Origin of the sequence: Streptomyces sp. Inha503 (assembly GCF_047215865.1) — a bacterium.
Lineage (GTDB): Bacteria > Actinomycetota > Actinomycetes > Streptomycetales > Streptomycetaceae > Streptomyces > Streptomyces lycopersici.
In genome coordinates this window covers 11,274,892-11,294,463 of sequence record NZ_CP178360.1, presented here as the reverse complement: position 1 = coordinate 11,294,463, position 19,572 = coordinate 11,274,892, and the positions used below count along the sequence as shown (strand labels likewise).

Here is a 19,572-nt window from a genome sequence, read left to right as displayed (position 1 = left end):
GTCATGGCGGCCCGGCGGTGGAATCGCGGTGTGACTGAAGAACCGGAAGCCAGTGTCCTGGTGTATTGGATCGTCGCTGGTCTGCTCGCCCTCTTCTACCTCTACGGGGGCGGGGTGAAGGTGGTCCGGAGCCGTGAGCGGCTGCGGCCGATGATGGCCTGGGTGGACACCACGCCGATGGCGGCTGTCAGGGCCATCGGCGTGATCGAAGTGCTCGGCGCGACCGGGCTGATCCTCCCGCCGCTGACCGGTATCGCGCCCTGGCTGGCCCTGGCCGCGGCCGTTGGGTTCGTGGTCCTACAGATCGGCGCCACCAGGGTGCACCTGCGCCGGGGAGACCGCCAGGTGGCGCTCAACATCACGCTCCTTCTCGCCGCGGCCGTGACCATCTGGCCGGCCACGACATGGCTGTGACATCGGGCGGGGTCACTCGCGGGCCCATCCAGCCAAAAGGTGACAAAATAGTCCCAGGAGGTTGATCCACGCCGGGCAGGAGGGCTGGTGGATCTGGACGCCGTCGCCGATGAGCTGTACGCCCTGCCACCCGCGGACTTCACCGCCGCCCGCGATGAGCGCGCCAAGGACGCCCGCACCGCGGGAGACCGGGAGCTGGCCGAGCGGATCCGCCGTTTGCGCCGCCCCACCAAGGCGGCGTGGGCGAGCAACCTGCTGGTACGGCGGCAGCCGGACGAGGCCGAGCAGGTCCTTCGGCTCGGAGCGGCCCTGCGGCAAGCACACCAGGATCTGGACGGCGGGCAACTGCGCAAGCTGTCCACGCAGCAGCGCCAGGTCATCGCGGCGCTCGCCCGCCAGGCGAGGGATCTGACCACGCGGGCCGGGCAACCGATCGGCGAGGGCGCCCAGCGCGAGGTGGAGGAGACACTACGAGCTGTGCTGGCCGACGCGGACGCGGGACAGGAATGGGTGCGGGGGCGGCTGACCAAGCCGCTCACGGCACCGACCGGATTCGCGCTCGTCACCGGCGCCGCCCGGTCCGCGCCACCCGCCTCGCGACGCGGCGAGCGGGCCTCCGGCGGCCGGGTGGCCGATCTGGAGGCCGCTCGTTCGCGGCGCCGCGAACGAGAAGAGCAGGAGCGGCGCCGTCAAGAAGAGCGGGAGCGGCGCCGCGCGGAACAGGAGAAGCGCCGCGAACAGCGAGAGCGGCGGGCCCGTGCACAACAGGAGGCCGATGACGCCGAGCGCCGACTGCGCGCCCGCGAGGCGGAGCTCACCGCGGCCGAGGATGAGCAAGGCCGGACCGACCAGCGAAAACACCGAGCGCAGCAACGTCTGGTGGATCTGAGAAAGCGGCTGAAGGAGGCCGAGGACGAGCAGCGGGAGGCCGATGACGCCGTCCGGGATGCCCGCACGCGGGTGCGGAAGGCGGAGCGGGCGGTCCATGAGGCGAGGCGGCGGGCCACGGACGCGGCAGCACAAGCGGAACAACTCGCCGATCAAGGAGATCCGCCGACGGTGTGAGGAACAGGCAGGACAGGAAACCCGGCCACATGAGTTCGCGCTGGACGGCCCGGACCGGTCGAAGGCCGAACAAGGCACCATGCGAGGGAGGCAGCGATGATGAGCGACGACAGGGCAGACGACGTCTATCAGCCGACCGGCACCAACGAGGAGCAGGAGGACGCGGCCCCCCTGGACGCCCAGGACTCCCTGGACGAGCGCGACTACGACGAGATGCTCGACGAGGGCTACTCGCCGCCGGAGAAGCCACTGGGCGTCACCAAGCACGGCACGACGGCGGCCGAACAGCGCGAGCGCGAGACGCTCGACGAGCGGCTGGCCGAAGAGACCCCCGATGTCGAAGCCCCGGCGGGCGACGAAGTGGGAGACGTGCCGGAGGGCGAGGGCGAACCGGTCGACCCCGAGGCGGGAACGGACCGCACGGGCCGACTCGTCGCCCCCGACGAGGGAGCGCACACCGACACCACCAAGGAAACCATCGCCAGGGACGAAGGCATCGACGCGGGCGCCGCCGGCGCCGAGGAAGCCGCCGTGCACACCGTCCCGGATGAACGACTGGAAGAGGAGGGCGACGCGGATCCGGAATGACCCGGATCACCCGTCCGACCAGGCCCGTTGCCCGGCCTGAGCGGTGCCCGGAGGCCGGGTGGGAGGGCCGCGGCACCCGGTTCTACGATCGGACACGACCAAGGTACGTGCACGGGCCAGCGGTTGCCCGGCCGGCTGCGTCGTGCCACGCGGAAGGGCGGCCGCCTGTGGCGGCGGGGGACCACAAGGATGTGAGACGTGAGTGAACGCCGGACGGCATCAAGTGCCTCACCGGCCGTGGGGCGGGCGCTGGATGTCCTGCTGCACCTCGCCTGCCGCTCGGGGCCGGTTCGAGCATCGGCACTGGCCAGAGACCTGGAGATGCCCCGCTCATCGCTCTACCACATCCTCGCGGTCCTGGTTGATCGCGGGTTTGTCACCTACATCCCGGAGGAGCAGGCATACGGTCTGGGGGTCGCGTCCTTCGAGATCGGCTCCGCCTACTTGCGGCACGAGCCCCTGAAGCGACTCGCCCGCCCCATTCTGCGCAACCTGTCGAACCGGCTCGGCCAATCGGTACACCTGGGCATCCTCTACGGCGCCGAGACGGTCTACCTGCTCAAGGAGCGGCCGCCAAGGGGCCATTCGCGGTACACCGACGCCACCCCCGTCACCGATGTCGGCGTCCGGCTGCCGGCCCATCTCACGGCCAACGGCCGTGCGATCCTGGCCCACTCCACCGAGGCGCACCTCCGGGCGGTCTTCCCCCGGCCGGGGGATCTCTGCACCCGTACCGGCAGAGGTCCCCGGTCGCTGGCGGAGCTGCGGAACCTGCTGGCGCGGGACCGTGAGCGCGGCTGGTCGGAGGAGGTCGAGCTGGTCTCCGAGGGGCTGCGGTCGATAGGGGTACCGGCGTTCGACCACAACGAGCGGCCCATAGCGGCCGTCAGCAGCACATGGCGGCGCCACCACCACCGGCATGAAGCGGATCATGTGCGGGACATCCTGCAACAGGGCGCGGCGAGGCTGACGGCGGCGGTGGCCGGCCACGCTCCCCACGCCCGATGAAGGGCCACTGACCAAGGCGTTCACGGAACGGGCTTCTCGGATCCGAGAAACCCCGACCACATGGCTGGCTCCCGGCGTATGCGCCGCGTGTCATGGGCACGGAACTCCCTTGATCGCCAAGGCACCACGGCCTCCCACCGGCCGGCACTCCCCCCCACAGCCGCACTCCCCCCACAGATGAAGGATCCAGCGCCGACCATGACCGCGAACTGTCCCGACGCAACCAGCCCCGTCCCGCCCCAGGAGACCGACGCCACCCTGCACTTCACGGGCCCAGCCACCTTCGGCCGCGTCCCCCGCCTGGACCAGGTCGGCACCGCGGACATCGCCGTGGTCGGGGTGCCGTTCGACGCCGGTGTCTCCTACCGGCCCGGGGCCCGCTTCGGGGCGAACGCCGTCCGGGAGGCATCGCGCCAACTGCGCCCCTACAACCCGGCCCTGGACGTCTATCCGTTCCACTACGCCCAGGTCGCCGACGCCGGTGACATCACCGCCAATCCCCACGACATCGACCAGGCCGTCGAGAGCGTCGAGGCGGGCGCGGACGCGCTGCTGTCCACGGGCGCGCAGCTGATGACACTGGGCGGCGACCACACCATCGCGCTTCCGCTCCTGCGCTCGGTGGCCCGCCGCCACGGCCCGGTGGCACTGCTGCACTTCGACGCGCACCTGGACACCTGGGACTCCCACTTCGGCGCCCAGTACACCCACGGGACTCCGTTCCGCCGCGCGGTCGAGGAGGGCATCCTCGACACCTCCGCGCTCTCCCACGTCGGCACCCGCGGCTCGCTGTACAGCAAGGAAGACCTGGACGAGGACACCAAGCTGGGCTTCGGGATCGTCACCGCGGCCGATGTGATGCGACGCGGGGTGGACGAGGTGGTCCAGCAGCTCAAGGAGCGCATCGGCAAACGGCCGCTGTACATCTCCGTGGACATCGATGTACTGGATCCCGCACACGCCCCGGGCACCGGCACCCCCGAGGCGGGCGGCCTCACCTCGCGGGAACTGCTGGAGATCGTGCGCGGGCTGGTCGATTGCTATGTGGTCTCCGCCGACCTGGTCGAGGTCGCCCCGGCGTACGACCACGCCGAGATCACCGCCGTGGCCGCCTCGCATATCGCGTATGAGCTGATCACCCTCATGTCCCGGCAGATCGCCTTCTTCCGCTGGGTGGAGGAGAACAAGCCGTCGTAGACCCGTTCGGTCCCTCGCAGTCGCCAGCAAAACGGCCCTCACCGACGGGGGAACGGCGAGGGCCTACGTTCAGTGTGGCACGGATCAGCGCGGAAGAATCCGTTCCGAGCGACAAACATTGCATATATCTGCCGTCCGGCTCCCCACCGGTGCGGGGGCCGGTGCCCCTCCGGCACCATCCCGCCGTCGCTCCTCCCGAGGCGGAGGGTCCACCTCCACCCGCCATCGGCCCCGCGCTCGTCTCCGACCTCAACTCCGCGCTCCTGGAGCACAAGGCGCTCGTCTTCCGCGACCAGCGCCTGGACGACGCCGCCCAGCTCCGTTTCGCCTCCCTCTTCGGGGAGCTGACCGCCGCACACCCCACGGTGCCGTCCGTCGAGGGTCAGCCCAGCATCCTGCCGGTCGACGCCGAGGGCCCGCGCCAACCGCTGGCACACGGACGTCACCTTCGTCCGTACGCCCCCGAAGCTGTCCACCCTGCGCGGCATCGTGGTCCCGCCCCACGGCGGCAACACGCTCATCGCCAACACGGGCGCCGCCTACCGGGACCCGCCCCGGCCGCTGCGCGAGCTGGCCGACACGCTGTTGGCCGTGCACACCATCGACTACGACTACGCCGCGCCGCCGAGGAACGAGAAGGCGGCCGAACACCGCAGGCGGTTCGTCTCCCGGAAGCACCGCACCGCCCACCCGGTCGTGCGCGTCCACCCCGAGAGCGGCGAACGCGGTCCGTTCATCGGTGGTTTCGCCCAGAGTCTCGTCGGAAACGCATCACCCAGCACTACGCGCCGGACGACTACGGCGATCTGCCGCGTCTGCTGCACCGGGTGACCGTGGCGGGCGATGCCCCGGTCGGTGTGGACGGCGAGCGCAGCCATGTCCTCGAAGGGGACGAGACCGGCCACTACACCCCGGCCGCCGTATGAGGACCACCGTCCTCCCACGCCATGACGGTGCCCGCCCGGGGTGCGCGAATCCGCACACCGGGCGGGCCCGGGGTGTGCCGCTACGCCCCTTCGCGGGCCGTGCGCGCCGCGCGGGCCAGGTCCAGGTCGGTGGTCTCCGGCGCCAGGAACTGTGACACGACGGCGCCGACCACCAGCACTCCGGCGCCGACCAGCAGCACGAACTCCGCTCCGAAGTGGTCGAGCCCCATCGGCAGCAGGAACGTGCCGATCGCGGCGCCCACCCGGCTCATGGCCGTGGCGAAGCCGACGCCCGTGGTGCGCAGGGACGTGGGGAACACCTCCAGCGGATAGACCGCGGTCAGCGCGGAGGAGGCGGCGTTGAGGAAGATGAAGAACAGGAAGCCGACGACGATGACGGGGGTGGAGGACGGCCACACCGCCACCAGGGCCAGACACGCGGCCGTGATCCAGAACGGCGGGATCAGCAGCTTGCGGCGGCCGATCCGCTCCACGACCAGGCACCCCGCGGTGACACCGGCCACGGCGGTGAAGGAGTAGACGAGCAGCGCCGCCACCGCGTTGTCCCCCATGTGCAGAGCCTCGAAGACGTCCGTCCAGAAGGTGCCGATGGCGAAGTACGGCAGCACGAGGGCGGCCCAGAAGACGCTGGCGAACACCGTGGAACGGATGTGCTGCCGGCCGAAGAGCGCCCGGAACCCGTCCTGCCGCACCTCATCGCGCTCGTCGAGCTCCGCGGCCACGTCCACCTCGATGCCGTACTTCTCGATCAGCGCCTCCGCCTCGTTCCGGCGCCCCTGGCTCAGCAGCCAGCGCGCGGACTCCGGGATGCCACCGCGCAGGGCCACACACACCAGCGCGATCACCGCGCTGCTCGCCAGGGACCAGCGCCAGCCGCCGTCGACGGAGGTGAACAGCGCCCCCACGACCGTGGCCAGCGCGTACCCCAGGTACCAGCTGATCTCCAGGCTCGCCAGCAGCCGCCCGCGGCCCCGTCGGCCCGCGTACTCCGACAGCAGCGGCGCGCCGATCGCGTACTCACCGCCGATCGCCACGCCCATCACCAGCCGGATCAGGAAGAGCTGTGGGCCGTCCACGACGAAGAACTGGAGCACCGAGCCGACCAGGAAGATCAACATGTCGATGAGGAACACCGGCCGGCGTCCGAACCGGTCGGCCAGCCGGCCGAAGAGCGGCCCTCCGACGAAGATGCCGATCAGCGGTGCGGCACCGACCAGCCCCTGTTCCACGGAGGTCAGATGGAGGTCGTCGGTGATCGCGCCCATCGCCAGGCCGATGCCACCGATGATGTAGCCGTCGATCCCCTGGCCGATCTGCGTGGCCAGCTTCAGCTTGGTGTGCAGCCGCTTCCGTTCGCGTTCGGTGGCGGGTGCGCCCGGCGGTGTGCTGGGCTCGTTGTGCTCGGTCACAGGCGTCGTTGCCATGCGCGGGTCCTTACTGGGGGCGGGAAAGGGGAAGCGGTGGCGGGGGGAGGGGGAGGGGGAGAGCGCGTCAGCCGGTCGGCCAGTCGAGGGCGATGTACTGCGTCTCCAGGAACGCCTCGATGCCCTCGCGGCCGCCCTCCCGGCCCAGACCCGACTGCTTGACGCCGCCGAAGGGCGCCGCCGGGTCGGAGAGCAGGCCACGGTTGAGGCCGACCATGCCGCTCTCCAGGCGTTCGGCGATGCGCAGGGCCCGGGCCACGTCGCGCGAGTAGATGTACGAGGCGAGACCGTGCACCGTCGCGTTGGCGCGGGCCACCAGCTCGTCCTCGTCCGCGAAGGTGGCGAGGGGCGCGACCGGCCCGAAGACCTCCTCGTTCATGATCCGGGCGTCCTCGGGGACGTCCACCAGAACGGTCGCCGGATGGTAGCAGCCGGGGCCCTCGGGCACGCTGCCCCGCGCGGCGACCTTCGCGCCACGCCCGACGGCGTCGTCCACCAGGGATCGGATGGACTCCACGGCGGTCCGGTTGATCATCGGGCCGAGGGTGACGCCCTCCTCCAGACCCGCTCCGGCGCGTACCGCGGTCATGGCCGCCGCGAACTTCCCGGTGAACTCGACGGCCACCGACCGATGGACGTAGAACCGGTTGGCGGCGACGCAGACCTCGCCACCGCCCCGCATCTTGGCGTCCATCGCACCGCGCACCGCGGCGTCGACGTCGGCGTCCTCAAGAACGATGAAGGGGGCGTTGCCGCCCAGTTCCATGGTCACGTTGACGACGTTCGCCGCCGCCTGCTCCAGGAGTTTCCGGCCGGTGGCGGTGGAGCCGGTGAAGGAGAACTTGCGGACCCGCTCGTCATGGAGCCAGACCGATACCACCTCGGGCGCGCGGTCGGTGGGCAGTACGTTCAGCAGCCCGTCGGGCAGGCCCGCCTCGCTCAGCAGGGCGGCGATCGCGAGGGCGGTGAGCGGGGTGTCCGGGGCCGGTTTGAGGAGCACCGGGCAGCCGGCGGCGAGCGCCGGGGCGATCTTCCGGGTGGCCATCGCGGCCGGGAAGTTCCAGGGGGTGACGAAGGCGGTGACGCCCACCGGATGCCTGCGTACGACGTGGCGGAAGCCGCCACCGGGCGCGTCGCCGAACGAGGAGCCGATCCGCACCGCCTCCTCGGCGAACCAGCGGAAGAACTCCGCCGCGTAACCGACCTCGGCCACCGCGTCCCGGTACGCCTTGCCGTTTTCCAGGACGATGAGGCGGGCGAGGCTGTCGGTGTGCTCGCGCATCAGGGCGAAGGCGGTGTGCAGCACCTCCGAGCGACGGCGCGGTGGCGTCGCCCGCCATCCGGCGGCGGCGTCCTGGGCCGCGTCGACCGCCGCCGCGGCGTCGTCCGGGCCCGCCGCGGACACCTCGCGGATCAGCTCCGCGGTGGCCGGGTCGTGCACGGGAAACGTCCGTCCGTCCCCGGCCGCGCACCAGCGGCCGGCGATGAACACATCGCCTTCGGCGAACGGCGCCTTGACGAGGGTTTCTATGCCGGGGAGGTTCATGAGCTGCTCTTTTCTCCGTTCCGAACGAGGGCTGGTCCGGTTCGCGGTGAATTTACGAGCGCGTCATACGGCCGACAAGGCCGCTTCTCGGATCGCAATGGTGGTTGCTGTCAGGGCAACTCACCGCATACGACAGGGAGGGGACGGGGCGGAGCCGCCCGGCGCGGGCGCCCTCAGGTGAGCCCTGCCCGCGGGAACGGGGTGTGCCGCGGCTCCCAGCCCAGCAGCGCGGAGACGCGTGCCGCCGCCTTGGCGGTGGTGCGGCCCGCCTGATCCAGGCGGTCGCCGAGCCGGGACTTGGGCGCCGAGATGTTGATCGCCGCCACGACCCGTCCCCGGAAGTCGCGCACGGGCGCCGAGACTCCGACCAGACCGGCCTCGAACTCCTCGCTGACCCTCGCGTAGCCCTGGCGCGACGCCTTCTGGATCAGCGCCCACAGTTCGGGAATCGGCGGGGTGGAGGTGGTGCCGAAGCGGACGTACAGCTCATCCGGCGTGGCATCGGCCAGCAGCACCCGCCCGGCCGAGGTCTGCCACGCGGGCACTCCGCGCCCCTCCCAGCCGTGGACGCGGAAGGAGTGTCCGGAGACCGAGAGCAGGGTGAGCACCTCGCGGTCGCTCAGGACACACAGATGGCTGGTCTCCTCCACGTCCGCCGACAGCGCGTGCATCACCGGCTCGGCCATGCGCACCAGCCGGTTCTGCGAGGTCCGCGCGACGAGCGAGAAGAGCCGCCAGCCCAGCCGGTACTCCAGGGTGTCGGGGTCCCGCTCCACGATCCCGGCGGCAGCCAGGGCCTTGAGGGCCCGCGAGACCTGGGTCTTCTCCCGGCCCACCAGCTGCGCCAGGCGTACGACGCCGAGTCCGCCGGCGTTCTGGGCCTCGTCGGAGGCGAGCGCCTCCAGCAGGTCGATGTCACGGCGCAGCCCGTGGCCGCGCGGGGCGGTGGTGTCTCCGGGGCCGTCGGTGCCGCGCGGGGGGAGGTTCGTCACGCGCGCCATCCTAAGTGCGCGCCCCTGGGAAGCCCCAGGTCAGCCGCCGGGTTGTCGGGAGAGCAACCGGCATTTCGATTCCGGCGGGTGCCTTGCGAGGGGGTGGCGGCGGTTCTAGATTCGCCGCATCGGACCGGATGAACTGCGGCGAATGCGAGGTTCATCCCATCGGTCCGCCGATTCCTCGCTCCCGGAGATCCAGGAGATCCCATGCCATCGCCTTTTGCCCCGACCGCCCTGATCGGCGAGTCCTTCGTCGGGGAGGGTGCCAACGCCGCGCACACGAACGTCGTGATCGGACGCAAGGGCGGACCCGTCGAGACGGCCTGGGCCACGGCGCTGGCCACGCCCAGCGCCGGACACGTCCCGTTCCTGACCATCGTGCGGCCCTCGGTCCCGGTGAAGCCGCTGACGCTGTTCGTGTCGAAGGCCGCCGCGGAAGGTGAGCTGCACCAGCGCGCCACGTGGGGCTCCGCCCAGGCCGGTCTGGCACAGGGCGTCACGGACGCGGTCCGGGACGGTCTGCTGCCCGCGGAGGAGGCCGACGACCTGCTGGTCATCGCCGCGATCTGGGTGAACCCGGTGGTCGACGACCTGGACGTGTCCTTCCGCAACCAGCGCTCCGCCGCGTACGACGCGGTGCGGGCCGCGGTGAACGCCACCCCGACCGTGGCCGATGTCCTCGCGGTCGCCGGGGAAGGCCCGGCCAATCCGTTCTACGCCCCCGCCCCCGAGGCGCTTGCCCGATGAAGATCACGGACATCACCCTGGACCGGCTGCGGCTTGAGCTGGACCCGCCGTTCCGGGCCGCCTGGGACCCCGAGCCGCGGCGCCACTTCGACGCGACGATCGTCCGCGTCCACACCGACGAGGGGATCACCGGCATCGGCTCCGGCGACCTCATGGACGGCTTCGACACCTACAAGCACCTGTTCGTCGGCGAGGACCCGCTCGACATCACCCGGCATGTCAAAGCCATCGAGACCGCGAACTTCCACGGCGCCCACTACTGGCCGCTGGAGGCGGCGCTGTGGGACATCATCGGCAAGGTCCACGGCCGCCCGGTGGCGGAGCTGTTCGGCAACGCGGCCAAGACGCTGCCCGCCTACGCCTCCTGCGGTGAGCTCAAATCGCCCGAGGAGCGCGTGGCCACCGCGCTGAAGGTCCGCGAGGCGGGCTTCCGCGCGATGAAGATCCGCATCGACCGCGACCGGGTGGACGAGGGGATCGCCGCGGTCCGCGCGGTGCGCGAGGAGCTGGGCGCGGACTTCGAGATCATGGTGGATCTGAACCAGTCGTGGCGCATGGCGGGCGACACCGCGGGCGCCACCGACCTCGCCCGGACCCGCAGGACCATCGCACGGCTGGCCGAACTCGATGTGTTCTGGGTCGAGGAGCCGCTGCCCTACTGCGACGTGGCCGGCTTCAAGCGCCTGCGGGCCGAGAACCCCGGGGTGCGGATCGCCGCGGGCGAGATGCACCACTCCCCCACCGAGCTGCTGCGCTATCTCGAAGAGGACGCCCTCGACATCTACCAGATGGACGTGGTGCTCGCGATCGGCATGCATCGCGCCCGCACCCTGGCGGAACTGGCACAGCTCAAGCACCGCCACTTCACCCCGCACAGCTGGACCAACGGCATCGGTGTGCTGGCCAATCTGCATGTGGCGGCGGGAGTCGGCGGCGGCCCGTACTTCGAGTTCCCCTACGACCCGCCCGGGTGGACCCCCGAGCGCCGGGACTTCATGCTCGCCGACCCGGTGCGGGTGGGCGGCGACGGCGATCTCGAGGTGCCCGCGAGGCCGGGCCTCGGCATCGAGCTGGACGAAGACGCGATCGACCGGTGGAGGATCACATGACGCACGGCATCGACGCCCTGCTCTCCCGCGACCACGGCCAGTGGCTGGCCGCGGCCGACCAACTGACCTTCGAGACAAGGCCGTTCATCGACGGCCACTTCACCGACGCACTCTCCGGCGACACCTTCACCAGCCACTCGCCGCGCGACGGCGCGGTGCTCGCCAAGGTGCGGGCGGCCGGCGCCGAGGACGTGGACCGCGCCGTACGCAGCGCGCGCGGCGCCTTCGAGGACGGACGCTGGCGTGACCTCCCGCCCAAGGTGCGCAAGGGCGTCCTGCTGCGCTGGGCCGACCTGATCCGGGGACACGCGGCGGAGCTGGCCCTCCTGGACACCCTGGAGATGGGCAAGCCCATCACCGAGTCCCTGCGGATCGACGTGGCCAAGGCCGCCGAGACCATCGCCTGGTACGCCGAGGCCATCGACAAGACCTACGACGAGGTGGCACCGACCCCCGGGGACGCGCTCGCCCTGATCACCCGGGAGCCCCTGGGCGTCGTCGGCGCGGTCATTCCGTGGAACTACGCGCTGCTCATCGCCAGTTGGAAGCTGGGCCCGGCCCTCGCCACCGGCAACAGCGTCGTCCTCAAGCCCGCCGAGCAGACGTCCCTGGCCGCCCTGCGCCTGGCCGCGCTCGCCACCGAGGCCGGTCTGCCGGACGGGGTGTTCAACGTCGTCCCCGGGCGCGGCGAGGTCGCCGGACAGGCGCTGGGCCGCCACCCCGAGGTCGACAAGATCGCCTTCACGGGCTCGGTGGAGGTGGCCCGGCTCTTCCAGGTGTACGCGGGCGAGTCCAACGGCAAGCAGGTGGCCGTCGAGGCGGGTGGCAAGTCGCCCCAGCTCGTGCTGGCGGACGCCGATATCGAGGCCGCCGCGTCGGCCGTGGCCTGGGGCATCTTCTACAACGCCGGGCAGACCTGCAACGCCGGTTCCCGCGTCGTGGTCCACGCCTCCGTCAAGGACCGGCTCCTGGACGCCGTGCGCCGGATCACCGACGACACCTTCCGGATGGGCGACCCGCTCGACCCGGCCACCGTCATGGGACCCCTGGTCGACGAGAACCAGCTGGCCTCGGTCCTCGGCCATATCGAGCGTGGCGTGGCGGACGGGGCGACCGTGGTGTTCGGCGGTGGCCGCGCCCTCACCGAATCGGGCGGCAGCTATGTCGAACCGACCGTCCTGGACGGGGTGGTGAACACCTCCGCCGTCGCCCAGCGGGAGATCTTCGGCCCGGTCCTGGCCGTCGTCTCCTTCGACGGCGACGCCGACGAGGGGATCCGGCTGGCCAACGAGAGCGACTACGGGCTCGTCGCCTCCGTATGGACCCGTGACGTGGCCGTCGCCCACCGCGCCGCCAAACGGCTGCGGGCCGGGACGGTCTGGATCAACACCTTCGACGCCAGCGATGTCATCACCCCGTTCGGCGGCTTCAAGGCCACCGGCGCGGGCCGTGACAAGTCCCTGCACGCTTGGGACGCGTACACCGCGCTGAAGACCACCTGGGTCAACCTGGCCTGAACCGGGCACGGTTCCCGGCCGCCTCCACAACGCCCCTCTCCCTTTACCTTCTCTTCTCTTCTCACCACAGCGAGGACAACGATGAGGATCGGTTTCATCGGCCTGGGCAACATGGGTCGCCACATGGCCCGCCACCTGATCCAGGCGGGTCACCAGGTCACCGTGCACGACGTCCGCCCCGAGGCCGCCGCGGAGCATCTCGCGCTCGGCGCCGCATGGGCCGACACGCCCGCCGCCTGCGCGGACGGCGTGGAACTCCTGATCACCAGCCTGCCGACGCCGCGTGTCGTCGAGGACGTCCTGCTGCGCGGCGGCGCCGCCGCGGCCCTGGCGCCGGGAGCCCTGTGGATCGACATGTCGACCTCGACCCCGGCGGCCGCCGAGCGGATCGCCGCCGAGGTGCTGGACGCCCGGCGGGTGCGCCGGCTCGACGCGCCCGTCTGCGGGATGTCGCACGGCGCCGACTCCGGCACCCTGCAAATCTTCGTCGGCGGCGCCGAGGACGACTTCCGGGCCGCGCTTCCCGCGCTGGAGGCGATGGGCGACCCGAAGCGGATCCTGCACGTCGGCCCGCTCGGCGCCGGTTACACGGTCAAGCTGCTGCTCAACCTGTTGTGGTTCAGCAAGCTCGTGGCCACGTCTGAGGTGTTCGCGATGGGCGCCAAGGCGGGCGTGGACCTCGGGCTGCTGCGTGATTCCCTGCTCAAGAGCTCCGCCGCGTCCTACTTCCTGGAGCACGACTTCCTCCGCGTCCTCACCGAGGGCGACTACGACGACTCCTTCGCCATGGTCCTCGCCTGCAAGGATCTCGGTCTGGCCATCGACCTCGGCCGCGACCTGGGCGTGCCCACCGAGCTGTCGGCGGTGGTCGAGCAGATCTTCCGCCGCTCCAGGACCGAGCACGGCGATCTCGCGGGCGAGATGAGCCCCGTCCGCCTCTACGAGGCCCTCGCCGGGCAGGAGTTCCGGCTGGCCCTCCAGGCCACCGCGCCGGTGGGCGCGACCGTCGCGGGCTGACGACGAGCCAACGCCACCCCGCACCACGATGTCAGGAGCCGCACCCATGACCTCTTCCGGGCCCGGCGGACCCACACCGCTGAGCATCGACCCCACCTGCCGCATCGAGTTCGGCCCCGGCCGCATCGGCCGGCTCCCCGCCCTGATCGCGGCAACCGGCCACGACCGCGCCTTCGTCGTCACCGACCGCGGTCTGCGCGCCGCGGGTGTCCTCGAGCCGGTCCTCAAGGCCCTCGAAGCCGCCGGTCTTGAGCACGCCGTCCACGACGAAGTGGCGCCCAACCCGTCCACCGCCAACGTCGACGCGGGTGCCGCACGGGCCCGTGCGTTCGGCACCGCCGCGGTCGTCGCCCTCGGCGGTGGCTCCGTACTCGACGCGGCGAAGGGCATCGCCCTGCTGGTCGGCAACCCGAGCGCCACGGCCGCCGACGCCGACGACCTCTGGGAGGCGGGCGACGGGCTACCGCTCGTCGCGATCCCCACCACTTCCGGCACCGGCGCCGAGACCAACGGCTTCGGGGTCATCGAGGACACCGCCGCCTGCCGCAAGGTGTACATCGGCCACCCTTCGGTGAAGCCGCGCGTCGCGCTGCTCGACCCGGAGCTCACCCTGGGCCTGCCCGCGCCCGCCACCGCCGCCACCGGCATCGACGCCCTCGTGCACGGCATCGAATCGCTCTCCTCATGCGGCGCGAACCCGATCTCCACCGCCTACGCCACGCAGGCCGTCGCCATGGTCAGCCGCGCCCTGCCGGCCGCGTACCGGAACGGCTCGGACCTCGACGCCCGCGCCGAGCTGATGCTGGGTGCCCATCTCGCGGGCCAGGCGCTCACCCTCTCCGGGCTCGGGCTCGTCCACGGCATCGGCCATGTGCTGACCGCGTACACCGGCACGCCACACGGCGTCGCCCTCGCCGCCGTCCTCGAGGAGGTGATGGAGTTCAACGCTCCCGCCGCACGGGACGCCTATGAACAAGTGGCGCGGGCCATGCGCCTGACACCGCCCGCCGACGGGGACTGGGCGCGGGCGGCGATCGACGGGGTACGCGAGATCGCGGGTGCCGTCGAGGTGAAACGCCCCCTGAGGGCGCTCGGCGCCGACCGCGCCATGCTGCCCTCCATCGCCGCCGGGGCGGTGGCGGACGCGGTGACGAAGAACAATCCGCTGTCGCCCGATCCGGCGCAAGTCCTGGACATCCTCACCACCACGTACTGATCTCCACCACACGCGGAACGCGCTAGTGGTGCCAGCCGTACGCGCTAGTGGTGCCAGCCGTGCCCGCCCGTGTTGTGGATGAAGCGCTGGAGCACCTTCATGGTCGTCAGGTACTCCTCGTCGGAGATGCCCGCGTGCCGTTCCGCCCACAGCTCGTCCTGGAGGGCCGCGGCCTTGTCGTACAGGGCCCGGCCCTCCTCCGTGATGCCCAGGCGTCCCTCGGCGTCCTCGGTGATCCAGCCGAGGGCGATGGTCCGGTCGATCTCCGCCTCCATGACCTCCGCACCGGCGTCGAGATAGTTGCGGAGCAGACCGGACACCTCGCCGCGGGTCTTGACGGTGTCGGCGCGTGCGACCTGCGCGACGACCCACCACTGTGGCTGGGTGACGCCGACCCCGGCGAGGGCGGCCTGGATGCGGCTGACCACGGCCTTGTAGGCGGCCCAACTCCAATATCCGATCGGCTGCTTGATCAGTTCGGCGTCGCTGTGGGAGTACTCCATGGCCGGTCCCTCCGTCGTTGTGTGCACTCGATTGACGATGGGATCGACCGTAGAAGTTCAACCTAAGTTGAAGTCAAGGCGGCCATCTGGCGGGCGGCGACCGGCCTAGCGGTCGGCCGTCAGCAGACGGACGCGGCCCGTGCCCGGAAGGGCCGGGTCGAACGCCGGAGGGACGGGTCGGGCGTGGCGCTCCGCCAGGTCGGTGAGGGCTTCCTCGACGGCGGTCCAGCCGTGGTCCGCGAGCCAATTGGCGGGAGGCCGCGTCATCTCGTTCTTCCACAGGGAGGACAGCATGCCCATGATGCCCTCCGGTGAGGCGGACGCCGCCTCCTGGGCCTGGTCGGTGTTCACCATGGACCGGGTGACATGTTCCACCCCGAGGTGGCTGCCCGGCGCGGACAGCGCGGTGATCCGGTCGAGCAGATGGTCCGCGTCGCGCTCGGGCAGGTAGACCAGTATCCCCTCGACCAGCCAGGCCGTCGGCACGTCCGCACGGAAGCCCTGCTTCGCCAGCAGCGAGGGCCAGTCCTCGCGCAGATCGGTGGCGATCACCTCGCGCTCACAGCGCGGCTCCTCGCCCTGGAGGACGTGTTCCTTGAAGTCGACCACATCGGGCTGGTCCAGTTCGAACAGTCGTGTCCCGTCCGGCCAGTGCAGACGGAAGGCACGGGTGTCCAGACCCGCCGCGAGCAGGACCGCCTGACGGCAGCCCGCGGCGCACGCCTGGATGAAGTAGTCGTCGAAGTACCGGGTGCGCAGGGCGAAGTAGTCGCCCATGGCCTCGGTGAACGGCTTTCCCTGCCCCTCGGTCCAGACCGCCCGCTGCTCGGGACCCGCGGCGTCGACGAAACGCGTGGCCAGGGTGTCCTCGAACAGCCGGTCCGGGCGCCGGCTCTCGTCCGCGCGGGTGATGCCCACGAACAGCGCGGTGCTGCTGACCCCCGCCAGACGCTCGTGTCCGTCGGTCACGTGGTCCTCCGCTTCGTGTGGTTGTCCCTCATGTCTTCTCCCTCGCTCATGAGCGTGCCGCTTCCGCTCACGCGCGTGTCGCGCCCGCTCATGAGGCGATGCGCTCGCGGTACGCCTCGCGGTCGAAGCGGATGCCACCGCGCCAGATCGCCTCGATCGACCGGGTGCGGGTGATGTCCCGCGTGGGATCGCCCTCGACGAGGACGAGATCCGCGCGCCGGCCCGGCGCGATCACCCCGCGGTCGGAGAGGCCGAAGTGCGTGGCGGGCGCCGAGGTCGCCGCCGTGAGCGCCTCCGCCGGAGTCAGCCCGGCCTCCACGAGCAGGGCCAGCTCGGTGTGGAGACTGGCGCCGTGGACGACCGGGCAGGCGCGGTCCGGCCGGTAGTTGGTGTCGGTCCCCGCCAGTACGGGCACACCCGCCCGGTGCAGACGGGCCACGCTCGCCAGGGCGTGGGTGAAGTGGTGCTCGGAGGACTCCTTCTCCACGCAGAGGCCCTCGTGGCCTTCCGCGATCGCGGCACGGGCGTGGTCCGGGAGGTAGGCGACGAAGCGCGGGTCGTGCGCCAGCGATCGTCCCGTACGGGGCCGGGAGGAGGTCTCCGGGGCGGACGCCTCCAGCATGGCCAGGGTGGGGATGGCGGCCCGCTTCCCGTCCGCGGTCCGGCTGACGAACGCGTCGTCCAGCGCCGCTTCCAGCGGAAGGTGCGTCAGCGTGTCCACCCCGCTGTCCAGGGCGAGCCGCGCGGACCACCCGGCGGACACATGGGCCACGGTGAGCAGGCCACGGCGGCGCGCCGCGTCGGCGAGCGCCGTCACGGTCGCACGGTCCAGGGCGGGCAGCGACATCCCGTGGTTCGCGCCGTCATCCACGATGATCTTGATGAAGTGCGCGCCCTCCGCCTGTCGCGCGGCCACGAAGGCGTCGGCCTCATCCGGCCCGGCCACCGTCGGCAGCAGCGGCATGGCATGTCCGGGGTGCCCTCCGGGCGCGCTTGCCACCAGCCCCGAGCTGCGCATATCGGCGAGGTCGGCACGCTCGCCCGCCGCCGTGCACAGGGCCTGGGTGAGCTCCGGCGGGCCCATGAACATATCCAGCTCGGTCGTCACACCGAAGGCCAGCGCCAGTTCGAGATTGCTCTCGGCGCCGAACACATGCGTATGCGCGTCGATCAGCCCCGGCAGCAGCGTCAGGCCCGTTCCGTCGATCACATCGGCCGACGCCGACGCGTCCGAAGCCGCCGCGGGCTCCGACTGGACGCGTGTGATGACCCCGTCGGCGAACTCCACCGCCCCGGGGCCCAGCAGCGCTGTCCCGTCGAAGATCCGCACCTTGTCGATGATCACCGGCCGCACCTCTCTCACCGTCCGATCGCGATCGCTGTGGAGCCGTAGAAACACAGCAGGTTGAAGAAGAGCACAAAGCCCATCGCCGGGAGCATCAGCCCGGATGGCTTTCTGCGCACGAGGAAGCGCCAGGCACCGAGGGCGGGGAAGACGACGCTCAGCGCCGGCAGCAGGCCCCGCGTCCCGAAGAGCAGGAGCCCGAGTGCCACCGCGCCCACGGCGAGGGCGAGACACACCGCCGCGCTGCCGCGCGGGCCGAGCACCTCCGAGTACAGCCGTGCCTCCGGGTCCCGCCGCCACTCGGTCTTCCGGGCGAACTCGAACTGGAGGAAGGCGCAGGCGAACATGGCCATCAGCGGGACGGCCCGCCCGTCACCGTCGATGGCGTCGCCGGTCAGCAGCGAGACGTAGAGGTAGCCGGAGAGCAGCAGCTGCACCGGGTAGCTGACGAGGAGATTGGCGATGAGCGCCTCGCCGATCCGCGGCGACCAGCGCTCCAGCGCGACCAGGAACAGGGTGTATCCGAGGGCGAGCAGGATCAGCAGCACGGAGAGGGCCGAGACGAATGCGTTCAGCACCACGACGACCACTGTGATCAGCGCCATCGCGCCGCGCAGCTCCGCCACCGTGATGGCGCCCGTCACCAGCGGCCGGTCCGGGTTGTGCCGACGATCGTACTCCAGGTCCTTCTGCTCATCGACCATGCGGGCGAACAGCAGGGCCAGCACCACACTCACCGCGCGCACGACGGTCGCCCCGGTGGGTGTCCAGTGCGAGGAGGGCCCGGAGAGTGCCTCGGCCGAGCCTTCCAGGGTCAGGGTCCACAGCACACCGTAGGTGACGTAGATCTGCGGGCGGAACATCCGCAGTACGAAACGGCCCAGCCGGGCCGGCACGCGGGTAGCGGTCAGCACATCGCTCAACGCCGCCACCGTCTCCCGGACAGGGGACGGTCGGGCGTGCCGGGGGCGGCGGTCATATCGGCCGCGCTTCCGCGGATGCCGGGGTGAGGCGCAGTTCGCCATCGGCGATGGTGTGCCCGGCCTGCTTCATGACACAGCGCAGAACGGCGCTCGTCCCGTCGCCCTCCACCCGGACGCTCTCGCAGGTGATCGGCAGGTCGAGCTCGCCGAAGCCGGTGAAGCGCGCCTTCAGCCCCGTGAGGACGGCCGACGCCGACGGCAGCGCCCCGGTTTCCACGGCGGTGGCGAGGCTCAGCTGCCGGAACGCCTCGAGGGTCAGCATGCCGGGGACATGGTCCAGGGGGTGGTCGAACAGCACGGGGTGACCCGTGTCCACGAGCACCCCCGCCGTCGCCATCTCCGCGCCGTCGGGCGCGAGTTGGGGCTCCAGTGGGGAGATGACCACGTTCGCCGCGTCCCTGCGGTCGACCAGCGCCTCCCCGATCCGCTCCCCCGGCTCACCGGCCGTGAACGGGGCCTGGAGTGGCAGCCCCAGCGTGGCACGCACATCCTCACGCGTCGCTCGCCACTGGGTGGGCGTCAGCCAGGACATGGAGCCCTCCAGCGTGGCCACGACGCGGTCGCCGATCAGCGCGGTGTACGACAGCCGCGCCCCCCTCAGGCCCTCGCGGCCGCGGAAGCGGCGCACGATGCGGCAGCGCAGCACCACCTCGGTGGGGACGTCGCCCACCGCGAGCGCGGTGATGTCCGTGTCGCGCAGGGCGATGTCCCGCAGGATGAACTTGGTGCCGAAGGGGTTCTCGAACAGATCGTGGCCCAGCATGAGGAGCGACTGCCGGACGGCCTCCACCAGGACCATCGGGTCGTAGACATGGCGGCAGCCCGCCGTGTCCCGGTAGAAGGCGTGTGAGCGGGGTATCTGCACCCCGATGTCGAGGGTGTCCTCGTCCCGGGCGAGCACGCCGGTCAGGAACACCTCGGCCAGGCTCAGCCGGTGGACGAGCTCACGCGGCACCGTCTGGCTGAATTCCACCGTGTCCAT

Annotated in this window: 18 protein-coding genes and 1 pseudogene; 11 read left to right on the top strand and 8 right to left on the bottom strand. The window is 71.4% G+C overall.

The genetic code is table 11. The features are described 5' to 3' along the window. The first annotated feature begins 30 nt into the window (after nucleotides 1-30). The 6 genes and pseudogenes from ACJX2R_RS46730 to ACJX2R_RS46705 form a co-directional block, all read left to right on the top strand. Nucleotides 31-414: a DoxX family protein gene (locus ACJX2R_RS46730; RefSeq protein WP_413105086.1), complete on the top strand. Its 384-nt coding sequence runs from the start codon at nucleotides 31-33 to the stop codon at nucleotides 412-414. 87 nt (nucleotides 415-501) lie between these two features. After that, complete coding sequence (locus ACJX2R_RS46725) at nucleotides 502-1,479, top strand: hypothetical protein (RefSeq protein WP_413105085.1); 978 nt, start codon at nucleotides 502-504, stop codon at nucleotides 1,477-1,479. Between the two features lie 96 nt (nucleotides 1,480-1,575). Beyond that, a complete protein-coding gene (locus ACJX2R_RS46720) occupies nucleotides 1,576-2,067 on the top strand; it encodes a DUF5709 domain-containing protein (RefSeq protein ID WP_413105084.1) in 492 nt (163 codons plus the stop codon). Nucleotides 2,068-2,265: 198 nt separating this feature from the next. Continuing rightward, nucleotides 2,266-3,075 (top strand): IclR family transcriptional regulator, encoded by an 810-nt coding sequence (locus ACJX2R_RS46715; RefSeq protein ID WP_413105083.1) that lies wholly within the window; start codon nucleotides 2,266-2,268, stop codon nucleotides 3,073-3,075. 198 nt (nucleotides 3,076-3,273) lie between these two features. Then, a complete protein-coding gene (speB, locus tag ACJX2R_RS46710; RefSeq protein ID WP_413105082.1) occupies nucleotides 3,274-4,272 on the top strand; it encodes an agmatinase in 999 nt (332 codons plus the stop codon). Nucleotides 4,273-4,505: 233 nt separating this feature from the next. Further along, nucleotides 4,506-5,198, top strand: a pseudogene (locus tag ACJX2R_RS46705) (TauD/TfdA dioxygenase family protein); the annotation flags it as partial. Between the two features lie 80 nt (nucleotides 5,199-5,278). Here ACJX2R_RS46705 and ACJX2R_RS46700 read toward each other — a convergent pair. The 3 genes from ACJX2R_RS46700 to ACJX2R_RS46690 all read right to left on the bottom strand — a co-directional run bounded on the left by ACJX2R_RS46700 (nucleotide 5,279) and on the right by ACJX2R_RS46690 (nucleotide 9,190). Continuing rightward, on the bottom strand, nucleotides 5,279-6,643 hold the full coding sequence (locus tag ACJX2R_RS46700; RefSeq protein ID WP_413105081.1) for an MFS transporter: 1,365 nt from the start codon (nucleotides 6,641-6,643) through the stop codon (nucleotides 5,279-5,281). A gap of 67 nt (nucleotides 6,644-6,710) precedes the next feature. Continuing rightward, a complete protein-coding gene (locus ACJX2R_RS46695) occupies nucleotides 6,711-8,189 on the bottom strand; it encodes an NAD-dependent succinate-semialdehyde dehydrogenase (RefSeq protein WP_413105080.1) in 1,479 nt (492 codons plus the stop codon). A gap of 173 nt (nucleotides 8,190-8,362) precedes the next feature. Then, complete coding sequence (locus ACJX2R_RS46690; protein WP_413105079.1) at nucleotides 8,363-9,190, bottom strand: IclR family transcriptional regulator; 828 nt, start codon at nucleotides 9,188-9,190, stop codon at nucleotides 8,363-8,365. A 201-nt stretch (nucleotides 9,191-9,391) separates the two neighbouring features. On the opposite strand from ACJX2R_RS46690, the gene fae reads away from it, so the two are divergent. From fae to ACJX2R_RS46665, 5 genes are all read left to right on the top strand, one after another. After that, the gene (gene fae / locus ACJX2R_RS46685; RefSeq protein ID WP_413105078.1) at nucleotides 9,392-9,931 is read left to right on the top strand and encodes a formaldehyde-activating enzyme; all 540 of its coding nucleotides are present in this window, start codon (nucleotides 9,392-9,394) and stop codon (nucleotides 9,929-9,931) included. Beyond that, the gene (locus ACJX2R_RS46680) at nucleotides 9,928-11,040 is read left to right on the top strand and encodes a mandelate racemase/muconate lactonizing enzyme family protein (RefSeq protein WP_413105077.1); all 1,113 of its coding nucleotides are present in this window, start codon (nucleotides 9,928-9,930) and stop codon (nucleotides 11,038-11,040) included. Before fae ends, ACJX2R_RS46680 begins: the two co-directional genes overlap by 4 nt. Then, the gene (locus ACJX2R_RS46675) at nucleotides 11,037-12,557 is read left to right on the top strand and encodes an aldehyde dehydrogenase (protein ID WP_413105076.1); all 1,521 of its coding nucleotides are present in this window, start codon (nucleotides 11,037-11,039) and stop codon (nucleotides 12,555-12,557) included. The genes ACJX2R_RS46680 and ACJX2R_RS46675 overlap by 4 nt, the downstream gene beginning before the upstream one ends. Nucleotides 12,558-12,638: 81 nt before the next feature. Beyond that, a complete protein-coding gene (locus ACJX2R_RS46670) occupies nucleotides 12,639-13,574 on the top strand; it encodes an NAD(P)-dependent oxidoreductase (RefSeq protein ID WP_262703413.1) in 936 nt (311 codons plus the stop codon). Nucleotides 13,575-13,620: 46 nt separating this feature from the next. Beyond that, a complete protein-coding gene (locus ACJX2R_RS46665; protein ID WP_413105075.1) occupies nucleotides 13,621-14,790 on the top strand; it encodes an iron-containing alcohol dehydrogenase family protein in 1,170 nt (389 codons plus the stop codon). 44 nt (nucleotides 14,791-14,834) lie between these two features. On the opposite strand, the gene ACJX2R_RS46660 is transcribed toward ACJX2R_RS46665, so the two are convergent. From ACJX2R_RS46660 to ACJX2R_RS46640, 5 genes are all read right to left on the bottom strand, one after another. Then, complete coding sequence (locus ACJX2R_RS46660) at nucleotides 14,835-15,293, bottom strand: MarR family winged helix-turn-helix transcriptional regulator (RefSeq protein ID WP_413106126.1); 459 nt, start codon at nucleotides 15,291-15,293, stop codon at nucleotides 14,835-14,837. Nucleotides 15,294-15,398: 105 nt separating this feature from the next. Continuing rightward, entirely contained in the window at nucleotides 15,399-16,262 is an 864-nt protein-coding gene (locus ACJX2R_RS46655) for an SAM-dependent methyltransferase (RefSeq protein ID WP_413105074.1), read from the bottom strand. An 88-nt stretch (nucleotides 16,263-16,350) separates the two neighbouring features. Then, nucleotides 16,351-17,616, bottom strand: a complete 1,266-nt coding sequence (locus ACJX2R_RS46650) for an amidohydrolase family protein (RefSeq protein WP_413106125.1) — start codon at nucleotides 17,614-17,616, stop codon at nucleotides 16,351-16,353. Nucleotides 17,617-17,621: 5 nt separating this feature from the next. Further along, entirely contained in the window at nucleotides 17,622-18,521 is a 900-nt protein-coding gene (locus ACJX2R_RS46645; protein ID WP_413106124.1) for a UbiA family prenyltransferase, read from the bottom strand. A 61-nt stretch (nucleotides 18,522-18,582) separates the two neighbouring features. Beyond that, nucleotides 18,583-19,572, bottom strand: a complete 990-nt coding sequence (locus tag ACJX2R_RS46640; protein WP_413105073.1) for a ScbA/BarX family gamma-butyrolactone biosynthesis protein — start codon at nucleotides 19,570-19,572, stop codon at nucleotides 18,583-18,585.

What these genes read in the sequence shown, in the direction of transcription:
- ACJX2R_RS46720 (WP_413105084.1), top strand. Translation starts at nt 1,576, where the DNA reads ATGATGAGCGACGACAGGGCAGACGACGTCTATCAGCCGACCGGCACC.
- speB (WP_413105082.1), top strand. Translation starts at nt 3,274, where the DNA reads ATGACCGCGAACTGTCCCGACGCAACCAGCCCCGTCCCGCCCCAGGAG.
- ACJX2R_RS46700 (WP_413105081.1), bottom strand. Translation starts at nt 6,643, where the DNA reads ATGGCAACGACGCCTGTGACCGAGCACAACGAGCCCAGCACACCGCCG.
- ACJX2R_RS46695 (WP_413105080.1), bottom strand. Translation starts at nt 8,189, where the DNA reads ATGAACCTCCCCGGCATAGAAACCCTCGTCAAGGCGCCGTTCGCCGAA.
- ACJX2R_RS46690 (WP_413105079.1), bottom strand. Translation starts at nt 9,190, where the DNA reads ATGGCGCGCGTGACGAACCTCCCCCCGCGCGGCACCGACGGCCCCGGA.
- fae (WP_413105078.1), top strand. Translation starts at nt 9,392, where the DNA reads ATGCCATCGCCTTTTGCCCCGACCGCCCTGATCGGCGAGTCCTTCGTC.
- ACJX2R_RS46680 (WP_413105077.1), top strand. Translation starts at nt 9,928, where the DNA reads ATGAAGATCACGGACATCACCCTGGACCGGCTGCGGCTTGAGCTGGAC.
- ACJX2R_RS46675 (WP_413105076.1), top strand. Translation starts at nt 11,037, where the DNA reads ATGACGCACGGCATCGACGCCCTGCTCTCCCGCGACCACGGCCAGTGG.
- ACJX2R_RS46670 (WP_262703413.1), top strand. Translation starts at nt 12,639, where the DNA reads ATGAGGATCGGTTTCATCGGCCTGGGCAACATGGGTCGCCACATGGCC.
- ACJX2R_RS46665 (WP_413105075.1), top strand. Translation starts at nt 13,621, where the DNA reads ATGACCTCTTCCGGGCCCGGCGGACCCACACCGCTGAGCATCGACCCC.
- ACJX2R_RS46660 (WP_413106126.1), bottom strand. Translation starts at nt 15,293, where the DNA reads ATGGAGTACTCCCACAGCGACGCCGAACTGATCAAGCAGCCGATCGGA.
- ACJX2R_RS46640 (WP_413105073.1), bottom strand. Translation starts at nt 19,572, where the DNA reads ATGGACACGGTGGAATTCAGCCAGACGGTGCCGCGTGAGCTCGTCCAC.